Genomic DNA, 18,303 nt, shown 5'->3' with positions numbered 1-18,303 from the left:
GTGGGGAACCCCTGGTTCCGCTCGCCGGGGCAGCGCAAGCGGCGTGCCCAGCACGCCGCCCCATCTGCACTTGCGGCTGAAAGAGAGGTTCCCGCCACAAGGGCGGGAATGACGGGAGTATGAGGAGGGGAGCGGCCTTCGCCACTCCCCAACCAGCCTCTAGTGAACGGCCGACGTATCGGCCACGCGGGTCGGCTTGGGGGCCAGCCAGACGATCGTCGCGGCCACCACGAAGAGCACGGCCATGGCCATGAACACCTGGTTGGTGGCCAGCATCACGCCCTGGCTCTGGACCATGTTGTCCAGCGTGCCGCGCGCCTGGTCGGCGCTCATGCCTAAGCCCTTCAGCTGGTCCATCGTGCCCTGCGCGCCGTTCAGCACGCCCGACAGTTCGTTATGGTTGCGGCTGGCGCCGTCGGCCCAGACCGTGGTCACCACCGAGGTCGCGAACGCTCCCGACAGCGTGCGGCAGAAGTTCATCAGGCCCGCGGCGCTGGCGGTCTCCTCGACCCTGACGCTGGCGAGCGCCAGGGCGGTCACGGGGACGAAGAAGAACGGCATGCCGAAGCCCTGGAACAGCAGCCAGTGGGCGATGTCGAAATAGCCCATCTGCTGGTTGGCCTGGGCCCGGAAGAAGGTCATCACCGCCATCCAGATCAGGCCCAGGAACACCAGCTTGCGGGCGTCGAACTTGGCCGACATGCCCGCCGCCAGCGGCGCGACCATCACGGCCGTGACGCCCAGCAGGGCCGAGACGTAGCCCGCCCAGGTGGCCGTGTAGCCCATGTTCTGCTGCAGCCAGAGCGGGTTGAGCACATTGATCCCGAAGAACGCCCCGAAGGCCACGCTGAGGGTTATGACCGCTGCGGTGTAGCCCCGGTGTCGGAAGACCCTCAGGTCGACGATCGGGTTCTCCGCCGTCAGCTCCCAGATCAGGAAGGCGGCGAAGCCGACGACCGCGACGATGGCCAGGCCGATGATCATCGGCGAGGCGAACCAGTCGTGCTCCTTGCCGAGATCCAGCATGATCTGCAACGCCCCGACCCAGACGACCAGCAGGCCAAGGCCCACCAGGTCGACCTTCGCCTTGGCAAGAGGCGTCTCGTGGCCCTTCAGCAGGTTCCAGGCGAACCAGGCGCAGGCGATGGCGATCGGCACGTTGATCCAGAAGATGAAGGCCCAGCCGACGCTGTCGCACAGCGCCCCGCCCAGGATCGGCCCCAGGATCGGGGCGATCAGCGTGGTCATGGCCCAGAGGCCCGTGGCCGCGGCGGCCTTCTCCTTGGGGAAAACGCGCAGCAGCAGGGTCTGGGACAACGGCATCAGCGGACCGCCGCAGGCGCCCTGCAGGATGCGGAACAGCACCAGCAGGCCCAGAGACGGCGCAAGGCCGCATAGGAACGAGAAGATCCCGAACCCGATCATGCCGAAGACAAACACCCGCACCGCGCCGAAGCGGGCCGACAGCCAGCCGGTCAGCGGCACGACCACGGCCTCGGCCACGGCGTAGGAGGTGATCACCCAGGTGCCCTGGCTGGGCGAGACGCCCAGGGCACCGGCGATGTTGGACACCGAGACGTTGGCGATGGTGGTGTCGAGCACCACCAGGAAGTTGGCGGCGGCCAGGATCAGGCCGGCGAAGATCATCGCCGGCCCGCTGAGCGGCGCGGGTTCGGACGCCGCCCGCGCGGGGACGGCTTGAGCGCTGGCCATGACGGCCTCCTTGCTGCTCGGGTTTAGTCGCGGGTGTCGATCGTGGCCTTCATCGAAAGGCCGACGCGCAGCGGATGGGCCTTCAGGTCGGCCGGGTCGACGGCGACGCGCACGGGCAGGCGCTGCACCACCTTGATCCAGTTGCCCGTGGCGTTCTGGGCGGGGATCAGGGCGAAGGCCGCGCCGGTGCCGCCCGACAGGCCGGCGACCTTGCCGTGGTACTTCACCGAATTGCCGTAGAGGTCGGCGGTCAGCTCGACCGGCTGGCCGATCTTGACCTTGCGCAGCTGGCCTTCCTTGAAGTTGGCGTCGACATAGGCCGCGGCGATCGGCACCACCTGCATGACCGGCGTACCGGCGGCGACCCGCTGGCCGATCTGGACGGCGCGCTTGGCCACGACGCCGTCGATCGGCGCGCGGATCACGGTGCGCGACAGGTCCAGCTGCGCCTGCTCGAACTTGGCGCGGGCGGCGGCGACTTCGGGGTTGGTGTCGACGGTGGTCCCGTCGGTCAGCACGGCGTTGGCGGCCAGCGAGCCGGCGGCGGCGGCGCGGTTGGCCTGCGCCTGGGCCTGGGCGGCCTTGGCCGAGGCGAAGGCGGCCTGGGCGTTGGTGAAGGCGTTCTGGGCGCGAGTCAGTTCGTCGCCCGACACGGCGCCGGTGGCGGCCAGGGCCTTGCGACGGTCCAGGTCGATGCGGGCGCGCTCGAGGTCGGCCTGGGCCGAGGTCAGGCTGGCGGCGGCGCGCGCCTGGTCGGCGTCGCGGGCGGCGATCTGGGCCGACAGGCTCTGGTCGGTGGCCAGATAGCCGCGCACCCGGCGCTCGGCGCGGGCCAGGTCGGCCTGGGCCGAGGCCAGGGCGATGCGGGCGTCGCTGTCGTCGAGCACGACCAGCACGTCGCCGGCCTTGACCACCTGGGTGTCATGGACCGCGACGCTGCGCACCGGGCCGCCGACCAGCGGCGTCACCTGGGCGACGTCGGCGCCGACATAGGCGTTGTCGGTCTCGACGTGGTGCGAGCCGACGAGGGCGTAGTAGGCGCCATAGCCGGCGCCGGCGATCAGGACGACGGCGGCCAGGCCGAGGAACAGCTTCTTGCGCTTGGCGCCGGCGGCGGCCTTGGCCTTGGCGGCGGCTTGGGCTTCCTGGGAGGAAGAGGCGTCGGCGGAGGCTTCGGAATCGTACATAGGGGAGGGCTCCGGGAAACGGGTCAGGCGGCGCGGTAGCCGCCGCCGAGGGCGCGCACGAGCGCCACGTCGAGGGTGAAGGCGCGGGTCTCGAGCTCGGCGAGCGTCCGCTGATTGGCGATCAGGGCGTCCTCGGCGGAGAGGACTTCCAGGTAGGTGGCCAGGCCCCCGCGATAGCGCTGCAGGGCGATGTCGTGGGCGGCCGACGAGGCGGCGACGGCCTTGCGGGTCTCGTCGAGGCGGGCGTCGAGGGCGCGGGCGCTGACGGCGGCGTCGGCGACGTCCTTCAGGGCCTGGGCGAGGGTCCCGTTGTAGCTAGCCACGGCGGCGTCGTAGTCGGCCGCGGCGCCGCGATAGTTGGCCCGCAGCGCGCCGCCCTGGAAGATCGGCAGGCGCACGGCCGGGCCGATCGAGCCGATGCGCGAGCCGCCCTTGGTCAGCAGGTCCAGGCCCAGCGACTGCTGGCCGAAATAGGCCGACAGGTCGACGTTCGGATAGAACTCGGCCTTGGCCTCCCTGATCGACTGGCTGGCGGCTTCGGCGCGCAGGCGGGCGGCGACCACGTCGGGGCGGCGGCCGATCAGGTCGGCCGACAGGTTGGCCGGCAGGCCGAAGGCCTTCAGCGTTCCGACCTTCGGCCGCTCGATCGAAAGGCCGCGATCGGGACCGGCGCCCAGGAGGGCGGCGATGCGGTTGCGGGTCAGGCCGACGGCCTCGTCGGCGGCGGCCAACTGGGCGCGGGCCGAGGCCAGGCCGGCCTTCGACTGCTCGGCCAAGCCGCGGTTCTCCAGGCCGTTGGCGGCGCGGTCGGCGGTCAGCTGGGCCGTCTGTTCGCGGGTCTTCACGGCGTCGGCGGCCGCGTCGCGGTCGGCGAACAGCTGGGCCAGGTCCGCATAGGCGGCCGCGACGCTGGTCGACAGGACGAGGCGCGCCTCGGCGGCGTCGGCCCTGGAGGCCTGCGCCTGCGACGTCGCCGCGGCCAGGGCCGCGCGGTTCTTGCCGAAGAAGTCGAGCTCCCAGGAGAAGTCCAGCGTGGCGCGGCCGGTGTCGTTGTAGCCCTTGGGCACGAACGCGGCCGGGACGCCGTTGTTGTAGCTCTGCTTGACCGAGGCGTAGGTCGCGCCGGCGCTGAGGCTGGGCAACGTGGCCGAGCGGGCCTGGCCGGCCAGCGCTTCGGCCTTGCGCACGCGGGCCTCGGCGGCGACCAGGTCGGGCGAGCCGGCCAGGGCCTCGTCGACCAGGGCGTCGAGCTGGGCGTCGCCATAGGCGCTCCACCAGCGGTCGGCCGGCCAGTCGGCGGTCGGGGCCGCTAGGCTGGCCTGCGAGTCGTAGGCGTCGGGCGCCTTGATCGCCTGGGCCGGCGGCAGCTTGGGCACGGCGGCGCAGCCCGCCAGGGCCGTGGTCGCCAGCAGGCCCGCGAGGGCCAGTTTAAGGGGGGAAGTCCGGGGGAGGGCGTTTGCCATCGGATTTGCTCGATATCAAACCGTACAGGACGGTCCAAATATAACTTGACGTGACGGCGTCAAGTGAAAAGTGTACGGTCTGGTCCAGAAAACGCCTGGGCCTGGTTAACGGGCCGATCGGAGTCGGGAGGAGGGCGCGTGCGCGTCAAGACCGAGGAAAAGCGCAAGTGCATCCTGGAAGCGGCCAAGGCCGTGTTCCTGGAGCGCGGGTTCCTGGGGGCGAGCATGGCCGAGGTGTCGGCGCGCGCCGGCGGCTCCAAGCAGACGCTCTACAGCTACTTCGCCTCCAAGGACGACCTCTTCGTCGCCACGATGCTGGAGAAGGGCGCCCAGATCATCGACCCGGTGTTCTCGACCTTCGAGACCGAGCATGATCTGCGCACCGCGCTCAGCCGCTTCGGCCGCGTCTTCCTGGCGTTCGTGTCGAGCGAGGAGGTGCTGGCGTTCCGGCGGATGATCATCGCCGAGGGCGCGCGCTCGAACCTCGGCAAGCTGTTCTTCGAGAACGGCCCCCGGAGGGGCTGGACGCGGATGACCACCCGCTTCGAGTGGTTCATGGAGCAGGGGCAGATGCGGCGCGTCGATCCCTGGCAGGCGGCCATGCATTTCCAGGCGCTGTGCGAGTCCGGGGCGTTCTACCGCCTGCTCGAGGGGGTGCTGCCGGAACTGACGCCGCAGATGATCGACACGGCGGTCGACGCGGCGGTCGACGTCTTCATGCGCGCCTACGGGCTGGAGCCGGCCGCCGGCTGACCTTGACTGTTGCGTAAGGGGCGATCCGGCGTAATCATTCCCTCAAGGGTTGACCGGCGGGGCTGAAATGACGCGGATCGGACGGATCGCTGGATTGGCGGGCTTGGTCGGCGCCGCCCTGCTGGCGGGCTGCGCCACCACGCCGGAGGCGCGCTTCGCCACCCTGGGGCCCCTGCGCGCGGCGCTGAGCACTTCGCCCGAGACGCTGCGCCAGCAGGCCGACCGCAACGACGCCAACGCCCAGATGGCGCTGTCGCTGCTCTATCAGTACGGCCAGGGCGGCGTCGCCAAGGATCCCGTCCAGGCCATCCTGCTGCGCCAGCGCGCCACGGCCCAGCGGGGCTCGACGCCGATCACCACCTACATCGCCGGGCTCAACGGCAAGCCCGGACGGGTGTCGATGATCTTCGTGCCGCGCTACGACGTTTCGCCCGGACAGGCCGGGGTCAACGCCGCCTGCGCCAACGCCCTCGCCAGCGGCGACCGCTCGGCCAAGGGTGTCGAGCCCTGCGGCGGCGAGGAGCGTTACGATCAGCTGGCGGCCGTCTGGCGACGCTAGGCGCTCGCCGCGCCGGCGATGAGGTCCAGGGCCTGGGCTTCCGAGACCACCTCGGCGTACTTGGCCTGCAGGTCGAAGAGGTTGGCTTCCTGCACCCTCTCGTCGCGGTCGCCGGAGGCTTCGCGCACCACGAACGGGATGAAGCCGTGCTGGAGCGCGTCGAGGGCGCTGGCTCGCACGCAGCCCGACGTGGAAAAGCCGCCCATGATCACGGTGTCGACGCCCATGGCCCGCAGGGTCGAGGCCAGCGGCGTGCCGAAGAAGGCCGAGGCGTACTGCTTGGACAGCACGATCTCGCCCTCGATCGGGGTGATCTCCTTGGGAAAGGCGCCCAGCGGCGAGCCTTCCTGGAAGGCCTTCAGGGCCGGCACCTTGCGATAGAAGACGCCGCCGTCACGACCGCCGACACCGGCCTGGTAGACGACGTTGGTCAGGATCACCGGGATACCGGCCTTCCGGGCCGCCTGCAGGAGCCGGGCGTTGCTGGCCAGGGCCGCCTCGACGCCGGCATAGAGCGGCGAGTCCGGCAGCAGGTAGGCGTCGACCACGTCGATGATCAGCAGGGCCGGGCTCTTGCCGAAGGCCAGGCGACCGCCGAAGCCGGCCTTGTGGTAGTCCGCGTTCAGGTCTTCAGCCATTTCTACTCCGTGCATCCCCGATACGGCGGGGATCCAAGCTGACTTTCGGTTGCGGTGCGTGATCCTCGTCCTTCGACAAGCTCAGGGTGAGGACCAAATCATCGACCGTGCAGTAGAAACCTCACCCTGAACTTGTCGAAGGGCGAGGTTTCGGATCCGTGGCCTAGACCACCCCCTGCTCGGCGAAGGCCTTCAGTTCGCTCTCGCTGACGCCCAGTTCGCTCCATACCGCCGCATTGTCCTGGCCCACCGCCTGCGAGGCGATGGCGCGGACGACGCCGGGGGTCTTGGAGAGCTTGGGCATGACGTTCTGCATCGGCAGTTCGCCCCAGCGCGGATGGTCGAGCGTGATGATCGACTCCCGCGCCGCGAAGTGCGGGTCGGCCAGCATCTCGGGCACGCGATAGATCTTTCCGGCCGGCACGCCGGCCTCGATCATCTTGGCCTCGACCTCGTCGACCGTCAGGGTCTTGGTCCACGCCTCGATGAGGGCGTCCAGCGCCTTCATGTTGCGGCCGCGGTTGACGTGGTTGACGTAGTCCGGGTGCTGGGCGAGCTCGGGCTGGCCCATGGCCTTGCACAGGCGGCCGAACACCGTGTCCTGGTTGGCGGCGATCAGATAGTCGCCGTCCTTGCAGTGATAGACGTTCGACGGCGCGATGCCGGGCAGCACCGAGCCCGAGCGCTCGCGGATGTAGCCCATGACCTTGTAGTCGGGGACCAGGCTCTCCATCACCTGCAGCACCGCCTCGTAGAGCGAGCTGTCGACCACCTGGCCTTGGCCGGTGGCGTCGCGGTGGCGCAGGGCCGCCAGGGCGCCCAGGCACCCGTAGGTAGCCGCCAGGGCGTCGCCGATCGAGATGCCCATGCGCGAGGGCGCGCGGTCGGGATCGCCGACGATGTGGCGCCAGCCGCCCATGGCCTCGCCGATGCCGCCGAAGCCCGCGCGGTCGGCATAGGGACCGGTCTGGCCATAGCCCGACACCCGCACGATGATCAGGCCCGGGTTCTCGGCGTGCAGGACTTCGGGCGACAGGCCCCAGCCCTCCAGCGTGCCGGGCCGGAAGTTCTCAATGAGAATGTCGGCGGTGGCGATCAGCCTGCGGGCCAGGGCCTGGCCTTCCGGCACGCGCAGATTGGCCGAGACCGTGCGCTTGTTGCGGGCCACGACCTCCCACCACAGCGGATAGTCGCCGCGGCCCCAGTCGCGCATCGGGTCGCCCTTGCCGGGCGGCTCGATCTTGATCACGTCGGCGCCCATGTCGCCCAGCAGCTGGCCGCAGAACGGACCAGCGATCAGCTGGCCCATCTCCACGACGCGCAGGCCCTTCAGGGGACCCGTGTTTTCAACCGTCATGACGCGCCTTACTCCGCCGCCAGGGCCAGCGGGGCGTTGCGCCAGACCGGGGCGCGCGGCGCCGGCAGGCCGGTGTCGGCCAGGCAGTTGGCGCGCAGCTCCTCGATCGACGGACCACGGTCGAACACCTCCAGCGGCCCGCGTTCGGCGCGGATCTTGGCGCGCAGGCCTTCCGTGGCGGCCGAGTCGACCTTGCCGGCGCCGTCCAGCACCACGCCGAAGCGCTTGGCGCCCTGCGCGCTGACCAGGCCGCGCGCGACTTCCAGCTCGACCAGCTCGACCTCACGCTCCAGCGGGTCGCCCCAGCCGCCGCCGCCCCAGGTGACGAAGTGCAGCAGGTCGCCCTTGTCGACCTGGATCCCGTCGCACTTGGAGGGCAGGGCGACGCTCTCGCCATTGGCCTTGTCCAGGCGCTTCCACGAGCGGGCGCCCGGTGCGCCGCCGTTGACGCCCCACGGCGGCACGAACCAGCGGTCGTCGTGGATGGCGATCGTGCCGGCTTCCGTGAACTTGTAGGTCATGTGGATGCCGTTGCCGCCCCGGAAGCGACCAGCGCCGCCGCTGTCGGCCACGCTCTCGTAGCGCTCGATGACCATCGGGAAGTAGCGCTCGAGGAACTCGTTGGGCACGTTGGTGAAGCCCGGCCACAGCGAGTGGCCGTCGGCGCCGTCGCCGAACGGACGGCCCGGAATGCCGCCGAAGCCGATCTGGAACAGCTGGAACCACTCGCCCTTGCCGTCGAAGCCCGAGAACATCAGGTGCGGCGAGCTCGAGAAGCCGGCGGCGCATAGGAATTCCGGGGTCTTCTGGCCGAGCAGCGCGCCCAGCACGTCGAAGATGCGGCCAAGCGCGTGGGTGCGGCACGAGAGGGCGGCCGGGAACTTCGGCTTCAGCAGGCTGCCTTCCGGGATCCGCACGTCGACCAGATCGTAGAAGCCGTCGTTGAACAGGATCTGCGGGTCGAAGACCATGATCATGTAGATGCCGAAGAACATCTTGAACATGTTCTCGTTCAGCAGGAAGTTGATCGAGCTGTCCGACTGCGGATCGGTGCCGTCGAAGTCGAGAACGACCTTTCCGCCCTCGCGCCACATGGTGCACTTGATCTTGAAGGGCCCCGCGCCCTTGCCGTCGTCGCAGATGTAGTCCTCGAACGACACCGGGGCCTCACCGATCGCCGTCGAGATCAGGTGGGCCATGGCGCGGTGGTTGCGGGCCAGGAGCTCGTCGAGGGCGCTGGCGAAGACGTCGTCGCCGAAGCGCTCGCAGATCTCGACCACCCGGCGGCCGGCCACGCGGCACGAGGCGACGATGGCGTGCAGGTCGGCCTTGAACCATTCGGGCATGCGCGACTGGTGGGCGGCGATGCGCACGATGTCGGCCTGCAGCTCGCCCTTGCGATAGAGCTTCACCGGCGGCAGGCGGAAGCCTTCCTCGAAGATCGAGGCCGCGTCGGTGGGCAGGGAGCCGGGCACCTTGCCGCCGACGTCGGTCATGTGGCCGAACATCGCCGACCAGGCCACCAGGCGGCCGTCGCGGAAGATCGGGGCGATGCACAGCTGGTCGGAGGCGTGGCTGATCGCGCCCTCGACCGAATAGGGGTCGTTGACGAGGATGATGTCGCCTTCCTCGATCTCGCCGTCATAGCCCTTGAGGAAGCCGTCGATGAACGAGCCGAACTGGCCCACCACCATGCGGCCGTCGCGGTCGGCGATCAGCGGGAAGGCGTCGCCCTGTTCGCGAATGCCGGGCGACAGCGCGGTGCGGAACAGCGTGGCGTCCATCTCGACGCGGGCGTTGCGCAGGGCGTTCTCGATGATGTCGAGCGTCACCGGATCGACGGCGACCTTGCCGAAGGGCGTGGAGTTGGTTTCCAGGATGCGCGCGGGCATGGCTCAGGATTCCTTGGCAGGGTTGATCAGGATGACGCCGTAGGCGTCGACGAGCGCCTCGCAGTCGGGCAGCACCAGGGTGGTCGAATCCATCTCGGTGATGATGGCCGGGCCCGGGACGCGGTCGCCGGCGCGGAGCTTGGAGCGGTCGTAGATGGCGGCCGGCTTCATGCCGCCGTCGGCCCAGACCTCGTGGTCGCGGATCTTGGCGCGCGACGGGTCGCCGTCGCCCTTCTCGATCTCGAGGCTGGGGATCTCCTGCACCTTGCCCATGGCGACGGCGCGCAGGTTCACCAGCTCGTGCTCGGCGTCCATGTTGAAGGTGAAAAGGCGGCGATGCTCGTCGTCGAAGGCAGCGGCCAGGCGTTGCAGCCCGCCGTCCTTCAGGCTGTCGAGCGTCACGTGCATCGGCACTTCGAAGGCCTGGCCGTGATAGCGGACATCGATCTCGAAGCGGGTCTCGATCTCGGCGTCGGTGACGCCGTCGGCCTTCAGCGTGTCGCGGATCTGGGCGTCCATCTCGCCGAACAGGGAGAGGACCTCGGCTTCCGTCGCGGCCGACAGGCGCTTGGAGTAGGAGCGGGCCGTCTCGGTGCGCATGCGGGTGGTGGCGTCGCCCAGGGCGCACAGCACGCCGGGCGAGACCGGCGACACCGCCGGCCACGAACCCATAAGCTTGGCCACGGCGTTGACGTGCAGCGGGCCGGCGCCGCCGAAGCCCATCAGCGCGAAGTCGCGCGGATCGTAGCCCTGCTGCACCGAGATCATGCGCAGCGCGCCGAACATGTTCTCGTTGACGATGTCGATGATGCCGCGGGCGGCTTCATACAAGTCGATGCCCAGGGCGTCGGCGATGGTCTGCACCGCCGTGCGGGCCGCCTCGCGATCCAGCTTGAAGGCGCCGCCCAGCAGGTCTTCGGGCAGGTAGCCCAGCACCACGTTGGCGTCGGTGACGGTGGGGGCGGTTCCGCCCTTGCCGTAGGCGGCCGGGCCCGGAGCGGCGCCGGCCGACTCGGGGCCGACGCGCAGGGCGCGGGTCAGTTCCGGCACCTTGGCGATCGAGCCGCCGCCGGCGCCGACCGTCTTCACGTCCAGCGACGAGGCGCGGACCGTGAGGTGGCCGACGTCGGTGGTGCGCACGCGGCGCGGCTCGCCGTTCTCGATCAGCGCGACGTCGGTCGAGGTGCCGCCGACGTCCAGCGTGAGGATGTTCTTCAGGCCCGAGTTGCGGGCCACCCACAGGGCGCCGGTGACGCCCCCGGCCGGCCCCGACATCAGCAGGCTAACGGGATGCTCTTCGGACTTCTCCGACGACATCAGGCCGCCGTCCGAGCGCAGCAGGGCGATGCGGCCCTGCATGTCGAGGCCGCGCAGCTTGTCGCGCAGGTTCTTGACGTACTTGCTGACGACCGGGCGGACCGAGGCGTTGGCGACGGTGGTCAGGGTGCGCTCGTATTCCTGCATCTCCGGCAGGACCTCGTGCGACAGCGACACCAGCACGCCCGGCAGGATCTCGGCGGCCAGCTGCGCCACGCGGCGCTCGTGCGAGCCGTTCAGGTAGGCGTTCATCAGGGCGATGGTCACCGCCTCGACGCCTTGCTCCTTCAGCTTGGTCAGCTGGGCGCGGACATCGACCTCGTCGAGCGGGCGGATCTCCTTGCCCGCCGCGTCGATGCGGCCCTTTATCTCGACCGTGTCTTCCAGCTTCGCGAGCGGTTCCGGCTTGGGCCAGATGATCCAGGCGGCGAGACCGCCGGGCACCAGCGAGCGGGCGATCTGCATCACCTGGTGGTAGCCTTCGGTGGTCACCAGGCCGACGCGCGCGCCCTTGCCCTCGAGCACGGCGTTGGTGGCCACGGTGGTGCCGTGCAGGAAGACGTCGACGTCCGACGGCTTGACCCCGGCCTTCTCGCAGACCGCGTTGACGCCGGTCATCACGCCGACCGAGCTGTCATGCGGGGTCGACGGCGTCTTGTGTCGCCAGAAGTCGCCCGTCGCCTCGTTCAGCAACAGCAGGTCGGTGAAGGTCCCGCCTACGTCCACGCCCAATCGGTAAGCCATCGTCAGCCTCTATTGCTGGCGCGCCAACTCCCCCCAGGGCGACTCCCCCCAAGTGCGACGGCGCGACGCCTGTCGGGCGACATTCCCCCGATCGGGCGGCGCGCGCCGGATCGGGGGAGGGGTTTCACCGCTGTGCGGGCGCCATCAGAACTTCACGGCGAGTTCGACGCCGAAGGTCGCGCCGGCGGCGGGCGAAGCGAAGTTGCCGCCGAACTCCGGAGCCGGGATCACCTCGGTCAGGTAACGCTCGCCCGTCACGTTCTTGCCGAAGGCGGTGACGCTCCACGTGTCGGCTTCGAGACCGGCCCGCAGGTCCAGCGTGGCGTAGGCGTCGCGGCGGCTCTTGGCGTAGTTGGCCCGGCCCAGGGCGCCGTAGCTCAGCTCGAAGACGGTCGGCGCGTCCTGGTCCTGGACGACGTGGAACCAGGTCGGTCCCGTGCCGCGCACGTCGGCCCGCAAGTGCAGGGCGAGGTTGTCGGGCAGCGGATGGACGTAGTCGGCCGCCAGGTTCCAGGTGTAGCGCGGCGTGTAGGGCGACTCGTTGCCGATGGTGTCGGGCCGCACGCTGTTCTTGCGAATCTCGCTGTCGGTATAGGCGCCGGAGGCCTCCAGCATCAGGCGCGAGCTGGCCCTGTAGCGCAGGCCAAGCTCCGCGCCCTTTATCCGCACCTCGTCGATGTTGGACACCACGCGCAGCAGGCCGAACGGGCCGACGAAGAACTCGAAGAACTGCATGTCGTCGACGTCGGTGTGATAGGCGGCCGCGTCGATGGTCAGGCGGCCGTCCAGCATCCTGCCCTTGGCCCCGATCTCGAAGCTGCTGGAGACCTCCTTGTCGAAGTCGTCGCGGATGGTCACCGGCTTGTAGCCGGCGGCCGTGCGCACCGGATTGACGAATAGGTTCACGGTGGCGGCGCTGCCCTGGCTGTTGAAACCGCCCGACTTGAAGCCGACGCCCCAGTCGCCATAGAGCGTCCAGTCGTCGCTGGCCTTCCAGCGCAGGGCGATCTTGGGCTGGACCTGGTCGTAGGTCTTCTTCTGGTCCCTGATGCCGCCGGGATTGATCGTGGTGTCGAGGCCCGGGTTCAGGGCCGCGCCGCCGGTGTAGGGCGGGCCGTTGAAGTCGATATACTTGGTCCGCGCCGCGGTCGGCACAAGGTTGTGCACCTTGCGCTCCTCACGGTCGTAGCGCAGGGCCAGCGAGCCTTCGAGGCCAGGCGTGATGTCGTAGGCCAACTGGCCGAACACGGCGGCCACGTCGCTCTTGAAGTCGTCCCAATAGAGCTGCTCGGTCGAATAGGCCGAGGACGAGGGCACGTAGAGGGCGCGCGGAACCTCGCCGCCGCCGTCCAGGCCCGTGGCCACGCCCACCTCGCGGTCGATGCGCAGGGCGTAGGCGCCGACCATCCAGCGCAGCGGCTGGTCCGAGCGCGAGGTCAGGCGCAGCTCGCCCGAGACGTCGCTCTGGTCGCGCTTCTGGTACTGGTAGCCGTCGCAGGCGGTCGGCGTGTAGGGGCCGAAGAACGAGCCCGCCGCGGTCGGCGCCAGGTACTGCGGCGCGGGCAGGGTGATCCCCTTGGCGGTCAGGTTGGCGATCGAGGCGGCGCAGGCGGCGCTGGCGTTGAAGAAGCCGAACGAGGCCGAGGTCCCATCGGCGACCAGGTCGTTGTCGATGTCTGAATAGAGCGTCCAGGCCGTCAGGGTGGCGAAGCCGAGGTCGCGCTCCAGCTTGGCCGAGACCTCCAGCGCCTGCTGCTCGTTGGTGTGCGGCACGTTGTTCTGGAAGGCGAAGCGGTGGTCGTTGACGTCCTCGTAATAGGAGGGCGTGGCCAGCACCGAGGCGAAGGAGGGCAAGGCGAAGACGGCGTTGTAGGCGATCGAGCCGGCGGTGACCTCGCCGTAGCGGGCCTTGAGATCGAGCTTGGTCTTCTCGTCCAGCCGCGCCACCAGGCGGCCGTTCAGATTGTAGCCTTCGAAGCGGTCGACCGAGCCGCCGCCGAAATCGCTGCCCCAGAAGCCGTCTGTCTTGCGGAAGTCGGCCGACAGGCTGCCCGAGATCCGTTCGCTCAAGGGCCCGGCCACGCGGATGTCGCCGGAAAAGCTGTCGCGGTTGCCGACGCTGATCTTGCCCGCGCCCTCGAAGGTCTCTCCCGGTTCGACGGTCGAGACGATGATCGCCCCGGCGGCGGCGTTGCGGCCGTAGACCGCGCCTTGCGGGCCCTTCACCACCTCGATCTGGCGCAGGTCGGAGAACTCGCGGTTGAAGGCGGCCGGGTTGGCCATCTGCACGCCGTCGACGACGAAGGCGAACGAGGCCTGGGCGTCGCGGGCGCCGTTGACGCCGCGGATGTTGACCTGGGCGTCGCCCTGTTCGGCGGCCTGCACTAGGCTGACGCCCGGGGTCAGGGCCACGAAGTCGGCGGCGCGGGCGACGCCGGCGGCTTCCAGCGTCGTCTGGCTCAGCGCCGAGACGGCGGCGGGCACGTCGCGCAGGTTCTCGGCCCGCTGGCGGGCGGTGACCATCACCTCGTCGACGGCGGTGGGCGTTTCCTGCGCCGAGACGACGCCGGCCCAGGCCAGTGCCAGCAGCGAAGCGCCCATCAGGGCTGTGGTTCTTTGGGTGTTCATCGATCAGGCTCCCCTCCAGTGATCGGGGGTGAGCTTGCGCCGCATACCGATGTTCGCCGCGCGGTCGCGCGCGCTCCCCGCCTGTCGGGCGCCGGGGGCGGGGCGCTGGCTTCGCGGGCGCCGCCGCGCATCCTCGCGCGCCATGCCTGCCCGCCTCGCGGGCGTCGAGGAGACCGCGCCATGACCGCCCGCATCGAGATCGTCGAGGTGTCGCCCCGCGACGGCCTGCAGAACGAAAAGACGATGGTCTCGGCCGGCGACAAGGCCGCCCTGGTGCTGAAGGCCGTCGAGGCCGGCGCCCGGCGCGTCGAGGCGGTCAGCTTCGTCAATCCGCGCGCGGTGCCGCAGATGGCCGACGCCGACGAGGTGATGGCCCGGCTACGCGGCCAACAGGACCTGCGGGCGCGCGGCGTGTCGCTGATCGGCCTCGTCCTGAACCGTCGCGGCCTGGACCGCGCCATCGCCGCCGACGTCGACGAGGTCAATTTCGTGGTCGTGGCCAGCGAGACCTTCAACGCCCGCAACCAGGGCGTCCCGGTTTCCGAGACCCTGCGGCAGATTTCGGAGGCGCCGCAGGTCGCGCGCCAGGCCGGGCTGAAGCTGGGCGTCACCATCGCCGCGGCCTTCGGCTGTCCGTTCGAGGGCGAGGTGGCGGTCGAGCAGGTGGCGCGCATCGCCGCCGAACTGGCCGACTACGGCGTCACCGAGCTCACCCTGGCCGACACCATCGGCGTGGGCGACCCCTTGGCGGTCGAGACCCGCTTCACCGCCGTGCGCGCCGTCGCGCCGGACGCGGTGCTGCGGGCCCACTTCCACAACACCCGCAACACGGGCCTGGCCAACGCCTTCGCCGCCTGGCGCGCGGGCGTGGCCAGCCTGGACGCCTCGATCGGGGGCATCGGCGGCTGCCCCTTCGCCCCGGCCGCGACCGGCAACGTGCCGACCGAAGACCTGGCCTACATGTTCGCGCGGATGGGGGTGACGACCGGGCTGGACCTGCCGTCGCTGATCGACGCGGCCGGTTGGCTCAAGGGCGTGCTGGGCGCGCCGGCGCTGCCGGGCATGGTCTCGAAGGCCGGAGGATTTCCGCAGCCCTGATCCTCCCCCTGAAGGGGGAGGTGGCCCGAAGGGCCGAAGGGGGGAAGTGTTCAATGACGAGGGGCAGCCGCCGGCTCACCAGCGACTGCCCCCTCCGTCGGCTTCGCCGACACCTCCCCCTTCAGGGGGAGGATCTTTGGATCAATACTTGAGCCCCACCGCGACGTTCGCGCCGTCGGCGCCGACGTCGACCGCCGAGTCCTCGAACTTCGGCGGGCCGAACCTCGCCTTGGGATCGCGCGACAGGCCCACGCCGTCGGCGGGCAGGCCCAGGGCGGTCTTCTTCATCACCCCGTCGCCGTCCTGGTCGTGGAAGGCCAGGAACGACCAGCGGCCGGCCGGCAGGCTGGCGAACTTCGCGCTCACCCCGCCCGAGGCGGCCGGGACCTTCACGTTGTAGGGGCAGGTCTTCAGGAACGTGGCCTTGTCGCAGGCCGACACCACGACCTGGCCCTTGGTGTTCTGGAGTCCCGAAACCTTGACCTCCACGGAGGCCGCCTGGGCGGCCCCCGTGACGGCCAGCGCGGCGACGAGGATGAGGATGCTCGGTCTCATGCGCGTCGCTCCCGCTATTCGGCCGCGGCCGGCGCGGAGCCGCCGTGGCGCTGTTTCAGGGCCTCGGCCCGCACCCGCTCGCCGTCGACCAGAGGCACGGTCTTGAGCAGGAAGTCCTTGGCCTCCGCAGGGTTGGCGCGGTCGGGCGAGGGGATCACCATCGCCCGCTTGCCCTGGATGTCGCGCTCCATGGCGTCGACGTCCAGCGCCCAGCCCTTCTCGATCAGTTCGCGGCGCTTGTTGCGCCAGGCCACCATGATGCCGTCCGACTTCACGCTGACTTCCTCGTGCAGGTAGACGGGCAGCAGCTCGGGGCAGACCTTCTCCATGATCACGCGGTCCTGTTCGAAGATGCGCAGGGTGCGGCGGCGGCTGTCGCCGTCCCAGATCTTCTGGGTCAGGAAGTTGCGGGCCATGATCCAGCGGGTGATCGTGGTGGTCTCGTCGATCGGCGTGTTGACGTCGAAGATCACCGTCGACCAGGTCGGCGTCGGGCGGATCTGGATGCGCACGTGGGCGCCCGAGACGTGGAAGCCGTTACGGACAGTGACCATGCTGCGCTTGGCCTTGCGGAAGAACTTCCACATGCCCTTGTACTCGGGCGGCACGAACTTCAGCTCGGCATAGGCCGAGTACTCGTCCTGCTCGAGGGTGAACTCGTGCACCTGCGGCGCTTCCTTGTCGCCGAAGCTGGGGTGGACGAAGGCCGCGTGCGAGGGGTCGATGCCGTTCTCGGTGATGCGGGCGTAGTTGGCCTTCCACTCGTAGGTGCCGCGGATGCAGCGCCAGGCCGGGTCCTCGAACTCGGGGAAGGGCGGCAGGGGCGGGCGCTCGGCCTCGGGCAGGTCGCCCATGAACACCCAGATCATCCCGTACTTTTCCTGCACGGGATAGGAGTCGACCTTGGCGCGCGGCGGGATCTTCACGCCGGGCTCCTGCGACGGGATCTTCACGCACTTGCCGCCGCCGTTGAAGCGCCAGCCGTGATAGGGGCACTCGATGGCGTCGTCGACGACCATGCCGCTGCCCAGCGACGCGCCGCGGTGGATGCAGACGTCCGACAGGCAGCTGACCTTGCCCTTGGAGTCGCGGAACACCACGAACTCCAGGCCCAGCATCTTCACCCGCTTGTGGCCGCCATTGGGAATCTCGTCGCTGTACTCGGCGACGTACCACTGGTTCTTGATCATGGCGCCTTCTCCGGCTGCGGGGCGGCGGGGGCCGCCAGACCGCGAAGAATGAGATTGGGTATCTTGGTGTCGTCCCAGTCGTCGAGATCGACGCCGTCACGCAGGACGACCAGCTTCTGCGAGGGCACGATCCAGAGGCGGCGTTTGCCCCAGCCGTCCAGGAAGATGGCGTCCTCGGCGGCGATCGGCTCGGCCGACACGCTGGCCTTGTCGGGGCGCTCGGGCGAGTAGATGCGGTTCTTGGCGAACGGCCGGCCGCGCCAGATCTGGAAGCCGTAGCCCGGATTGGCCTTGCCCGGCGCGCTCATGGCCGCGACGTACTCGGCGGGCAGCACCTGCTTGCCTTCGAACGAACCGCCGTTGGCCAGCATGATGCCGATGCGCATCCAGTCCTGGACCTGCGAGATCATGCAGCAGTCGCCGTGCGACAGGCCGCCTTCCTTGGCCAGCCACAGCGAGCCGTCATGCATGCCCAGCGGCTGGAACAGCTTTTCCGACATGTAGTCGGCGAAGGTCTTGCCCGTGGCCCGCTCGACGATGACGCTCAGCGCCACCGGGTCGGGGTTGTGGTGGCCGAACACCGTGCCCGGCGGATGCACCGCCTTCAGGGCCAGGTTGTCCTTGGCCAGGTCCGGCGACAGGAAGGTGCGGATGGTGCTGGACCACGGTGCGTAGGAATAGTCAGGCGGCTCCAGCCCCGACGACATCTGCAGGAGGTCGCGGATGGTGATCTTCGAGCGCTCGTCGTTCTTCCACTCGGTGATGAAGTCGGCGGCCGGCTGGTCGACCGACTTGATCTTGCCGTCGGCGATGGCCGCGCCGATCAGCATGCCGGTCATGGTCTTGGTGAAGGAGTGGGCCTTCATCACGGTGTTGGGGCCCACGCCGTTCCAGTAGCGCTCGTAGACGATGGCGCCGTCCTTGACGACGATCAGGGCGTCGGACTTGCGCTCGCCCGCGTACTCGGAGGCGGCCTCCAGGGCGGCGGGATCGATCCCGGCCGCTTCCGGCGTCGTCGTCGGCAGGGCCGCGGCGGGCGCGCCCTTCACGACGGCGACCGGCTTGTACCAGTCGATCGGCGGCTCCAGCGGATTGACGGTCAGGGCGCGGAAATAGCGGTTCCAGTACAGCGGGGCGGTCGCATAGGTCGCCGCGCCCGCCAGGACGACGGCGCCGAGACCGATCAGCAGGATCTTGCGCTTCTTCACC

The 18,303-nt window shown here is 69.7% G+C and carries 14 protein-coding genes; 3 read left to right on the top strand and 11 right to left on the bottom strand.

Going from position 1 to position 18,303, the window contains the following annotated elements:
• Window positions 1-159 precede the first annotated feature (159 nt).
• From V6S85_RS08285 to V6S85_RS08275, 3 genes are read right to left on the bottom strand one after another with little or no spacing between them, the layout of a single operon-like run.
• Window positions 160-1,713 (bottom strand): DHA2 family efflux MFS transporter permease subunit, encoded by a 1,554-nt coding sequence (locus V6S85_RS08285; protein ID WP_116570006.1) that lies wholly within the window; start codon window positions 1,711-1,713, stop codon window positions 160-162.
• A gap of 23 nt (window positions 1,714-1,736) precedes the next feature.
• On the bottom strand, window positions 1,737-2,900 hold the full coding sequence (locus V6S85_RS08280; RefSeq protein ID WP_334348654.1) for an HlyD family secretion protein: 1,164 nt from the start codon (window positions 2,898-2,900) through the stop codon (window positions 1,737-1,739).
• Window positions 2,901-2,923: 23 nt separating this feature from the next.
• Entirely contained in the window at window positions 2,924-4,363 is a 1,440-nt protein-coding gene (locus tag V6S85_RS08275; protein WP_334348653.1) for an efflux transporter outer membrane subunit, read from the bottom strand.
• A 138-nt stretch (window positions 4,364-4,501) separates the two neighbouring features.
• Between V6S85_RS08275 and V6S85_RS08270 the strand changes: the two genes are divergently transcribed.
• Both V6S85_RS08270 and V6S85_RS08265 read left to right on the top strand, forming a co-directional pair.
• Complete coding sequence (locus tag V6S85_RS08270; RefSeq protein WP_116570003.1) at window positions 4,502-5,116, top strand: TetR/AcrR family transcriptional regulator; 615 nt, start codon at window positions 4,502-4,504, stop codon at window positions 5,114-5,116.
• Between the two features lie 67 nt (window positions 5,117-5,183).
• On the top strand, window positions 5,184-5,675 hold the full coding sequence (locus V6S85_RS08265) for a hypothetical protein (RefSeq protein WP_133244841.1): 492 nt from the start codon (window positions 5,184-5,186) through the stop codon (window positions 5,673-5,675).
• Here V6S85_RS08265 and V6S85_RS08260 read toward each other — a convergent pair.
• The 5 genes from V6S85_RS08260 to V6S85_RS08240 all read right to left on the bottom strand — a co-directional run bounded on the left by V6S85_RS08260 (window position 5,672) and on the right by V6S85_RS08240 (window position 14,251).
• Window positions 5,672-6,313 (bottom strand): isochorismatase family protein, encoded by a 642-nt coding sequence (locus tag V6S85_RS08260; protein ID WP_116570001.1) that lies wholly within the window; start codon window positions 6,311-6,313, stop codon window positions 5,672-5,674. The two genes, V6S85_RS08265 and V6S85_RS08260, sit on opposite strands and share 4 nt — an antisense overlap.
• Window positions 6,314-6,476: 163 nt before the next feature.
• Window positions 6,477-7,670: a CaiB/BaiF CoA transferase family protein gene (locus V6S85_RS08255; protein ID WP_334348652.1), complete on the bottom strand. Its 1,194-nt coding sequence runs from the start codon at window positions 7,668-7,670 to the stop codon at window positions 6,477-6,479.
• Between the two features lie 8 nt (window positions 7,671-7,678).
• Window positions 7,679-9,562 carry a hydantoinase B/oxoprolinase family protein gene (locus V6S85_RS08250; RefSeq protein WP_334348651.1) on the bottom strand — a complete coding sequence of 628 codons (1,884 nt, stop codon included), beginning with the start codon at window positions 9,560-9,562 and terminating at the stop codon, window positions 7,679-7,681.
• Window positions 9,563-9,565: 3 nt separating this feature from the next.
• Complete coding sequence (locus tag V6S85_RS08245; RefSeq protein ID WP_334348650.1) at window positions 9,566-11,623, bottom strand: hydantoinase/oxoprolinase family protein; 2,058 nt, start codon at window positions 11,621-11,623, stop codon at window positions 9,566-9,568.
• A 144-nt stretch (window positions 11,624-11,767) separates the two neighbouring features.
• A complete protein-coding gene (locus V6S85_RS08240; RefSeq protein ID WP_334348649.1) occupies window positions 11,768-14,251 on the bottom strand; it encodes a TonB-dependent receptor in 2,484 nt (827 codons plus the stop codon).
• 180 nt (window positions 14,252-14,431) lie between these two features.
• Here V6S85_RS08240 and V6S85_RS08235 point away from each other — a divergent pair, with 180 nt between their 5' ends.
• Window positions 14,432-15,349 carry a hydroxymethylglutaryl-CoA lyase gene (locus V6S85_RS08235; protein ID WP_334348648.1) on the top strand — a complete coding sequence of 306 codons (918 nt, stop codon included), beginning with the start codon at window positions 14,432-14,434 and terminating at the stop codon, window positions 15,347-15,349.
• A gap of 141 nt (window positions 15,350-15,490) precedes the next feature.
• Here the strand turns inward: V6S85_RS08235 and V6S85_RS08230 are convergent, their stop codons facing one another.
• Genes V6S85_RS08230 through V6S85_RS08220 form a run of 3 tightly spaced genes read right to left on the bottom strand, consistent with a single transcriptional unit; the run spans window position 15,491 to window position 18,302 of the window.
• Window positions 15,491-15,904: a DUF2141 domain-containing protein gene (locus V6S85_RS08230; RefSeq protein WP_334348647.1), complete on the bottom strand. Its 414-nt coding sequence runs from the start codon at window positions 15,902-15,904 to the stop codon at window positions 15,491-15,493.
• A 14-nt stretch (window positions 15,905-15,918) separates the two neighbouring features.
• Entirely contained in the window at window positions 15,919-17,094 is a 1,176-nt protein-coding gene (locus tag V6S85_RS08225) for an aromatic ring-hydroxylating dioxygenase subunit alpha (protein ID WP_334348646.1), read from the bottom strand.
• A complete protein-coding gene (locus V6S85_RS08220) occupies window positions 17,091-18,302 on the bottom strand; it encodes a serine hydrolase domain-containing protein (RefSeq protein WP_334348644.1) in 1,212 nt (403 codons plus the stop codon). Before V6S85_RS08220 ends, V6S85_RS08225 begins: the two co-directional genes overlap by 4 nt.
• Window position 18,303 lies beyond the last annotated feature (1 nt).

It is taken from the genome of Caulobacter sp. CCNWLW153 (assembly GCF_036889365.1).
GTDB classification, from domain to species: Bacteria; Pseudomonadota; Alphaproteobacteria; order Caulobacterales; family Caulobacteraceae; genus Caulobacter; species Caulobacter radicis.
Note: the sequence above shows the minus strand (reverse complement) of the source record. Positions and strands in the feature narration are given on the sequence as shown.

Excerpts from the sequence above, each read along its gene's own strand:
- V6S85_RS08235 (WP_334348648.1), top strand. The coding sequence starts at position 14,432 with ATGACCGCCCGCATCGAGATCGTCGAGGTGTCGCCCCGCGACGGCCTG.
- V6S85_RS08275 (WP_334348653.1), bottom strand. The coding sequence starts at position 4,363 with ATGGCAAACGCCCTCCCCCGGACTTCCCCCCTTAAACTGGCCCTCGCG.
- V6S85_RS08240 (WP_334348649.1), bottom strand. The coding sequence starts at position 14,251 with ATGAACACCCAAAGAACCACAGCCCTGATGGGCGCTTCGCTGCTGGCA.
- V6S85_RS08225 (WP_334348646.1), bottom strand. The coding sequence starts at position 17,094 with ATGATCAAGAACCAGTGGTACGTCGCCGAGTACAGCGACGAGATTCCC.
- V6S85_RS08245 (WP_334348650.1), bottom strand. The coding sequence starts at position 11,623 with ATGGCTTACCGATTGGGCGTGGACGTAGGCGGGACCTTCACCGACCTG.
- V6S85_RS08255 (WP_334348652.1), bottom strand. The coding sequence starts at position 7,670 with ATGACGGTTGAAAACACGGGTCCCCTGAAGGGCCTGCGCGTCGTGGAG.
- V6S85_RS08250 (WP_334348651.1), bottom strand. The coding sequence starts at position 9,562 with ATGCCCGCGCGCATCCTGGAAACCAACTCCACGCCCTTCGGCAAGGTC.
- V6S85_RS08230 (WP_334348647.1), bottom strand. The coding sequence starts at position 15,904 with ATGAGACCGAGCATCCTCATCCTCGTCGCCGCGCTGGCCGTCACGGGG.
- V6S85_RS08260 (WP_116570001.1), bottom strand. The coding sequence starts at position 6,313 with ATGGCTGAAGACCTGAACGCGGACTACCACAAGGCCGGCTTCGGCGGT.
- V6S85_RS08285 (WP_116570006.1), bottom strand. The coding sequence starts at position 1,713 with ATGGCCAGCGCTCAAGCCGTCCCCGCGCGGGCGGCGTCCGAACCCGCG.
- V6S85_RS08280 (WP_334348654.1), bottom strand. The coding sequence starts at position 2,900 with ATGTACGATTCCGAAGCCTCCGCCGACGCCTCTTCCTCCCAGGAAGCC.
- V6S85_RS08265 (WP_133244841.1), top strand. The coding sequence starts at position 5,184 with ATGACGCGGATCGGACGGATCGCTGGATTGGCGGGCTTGGTCGGCGCC.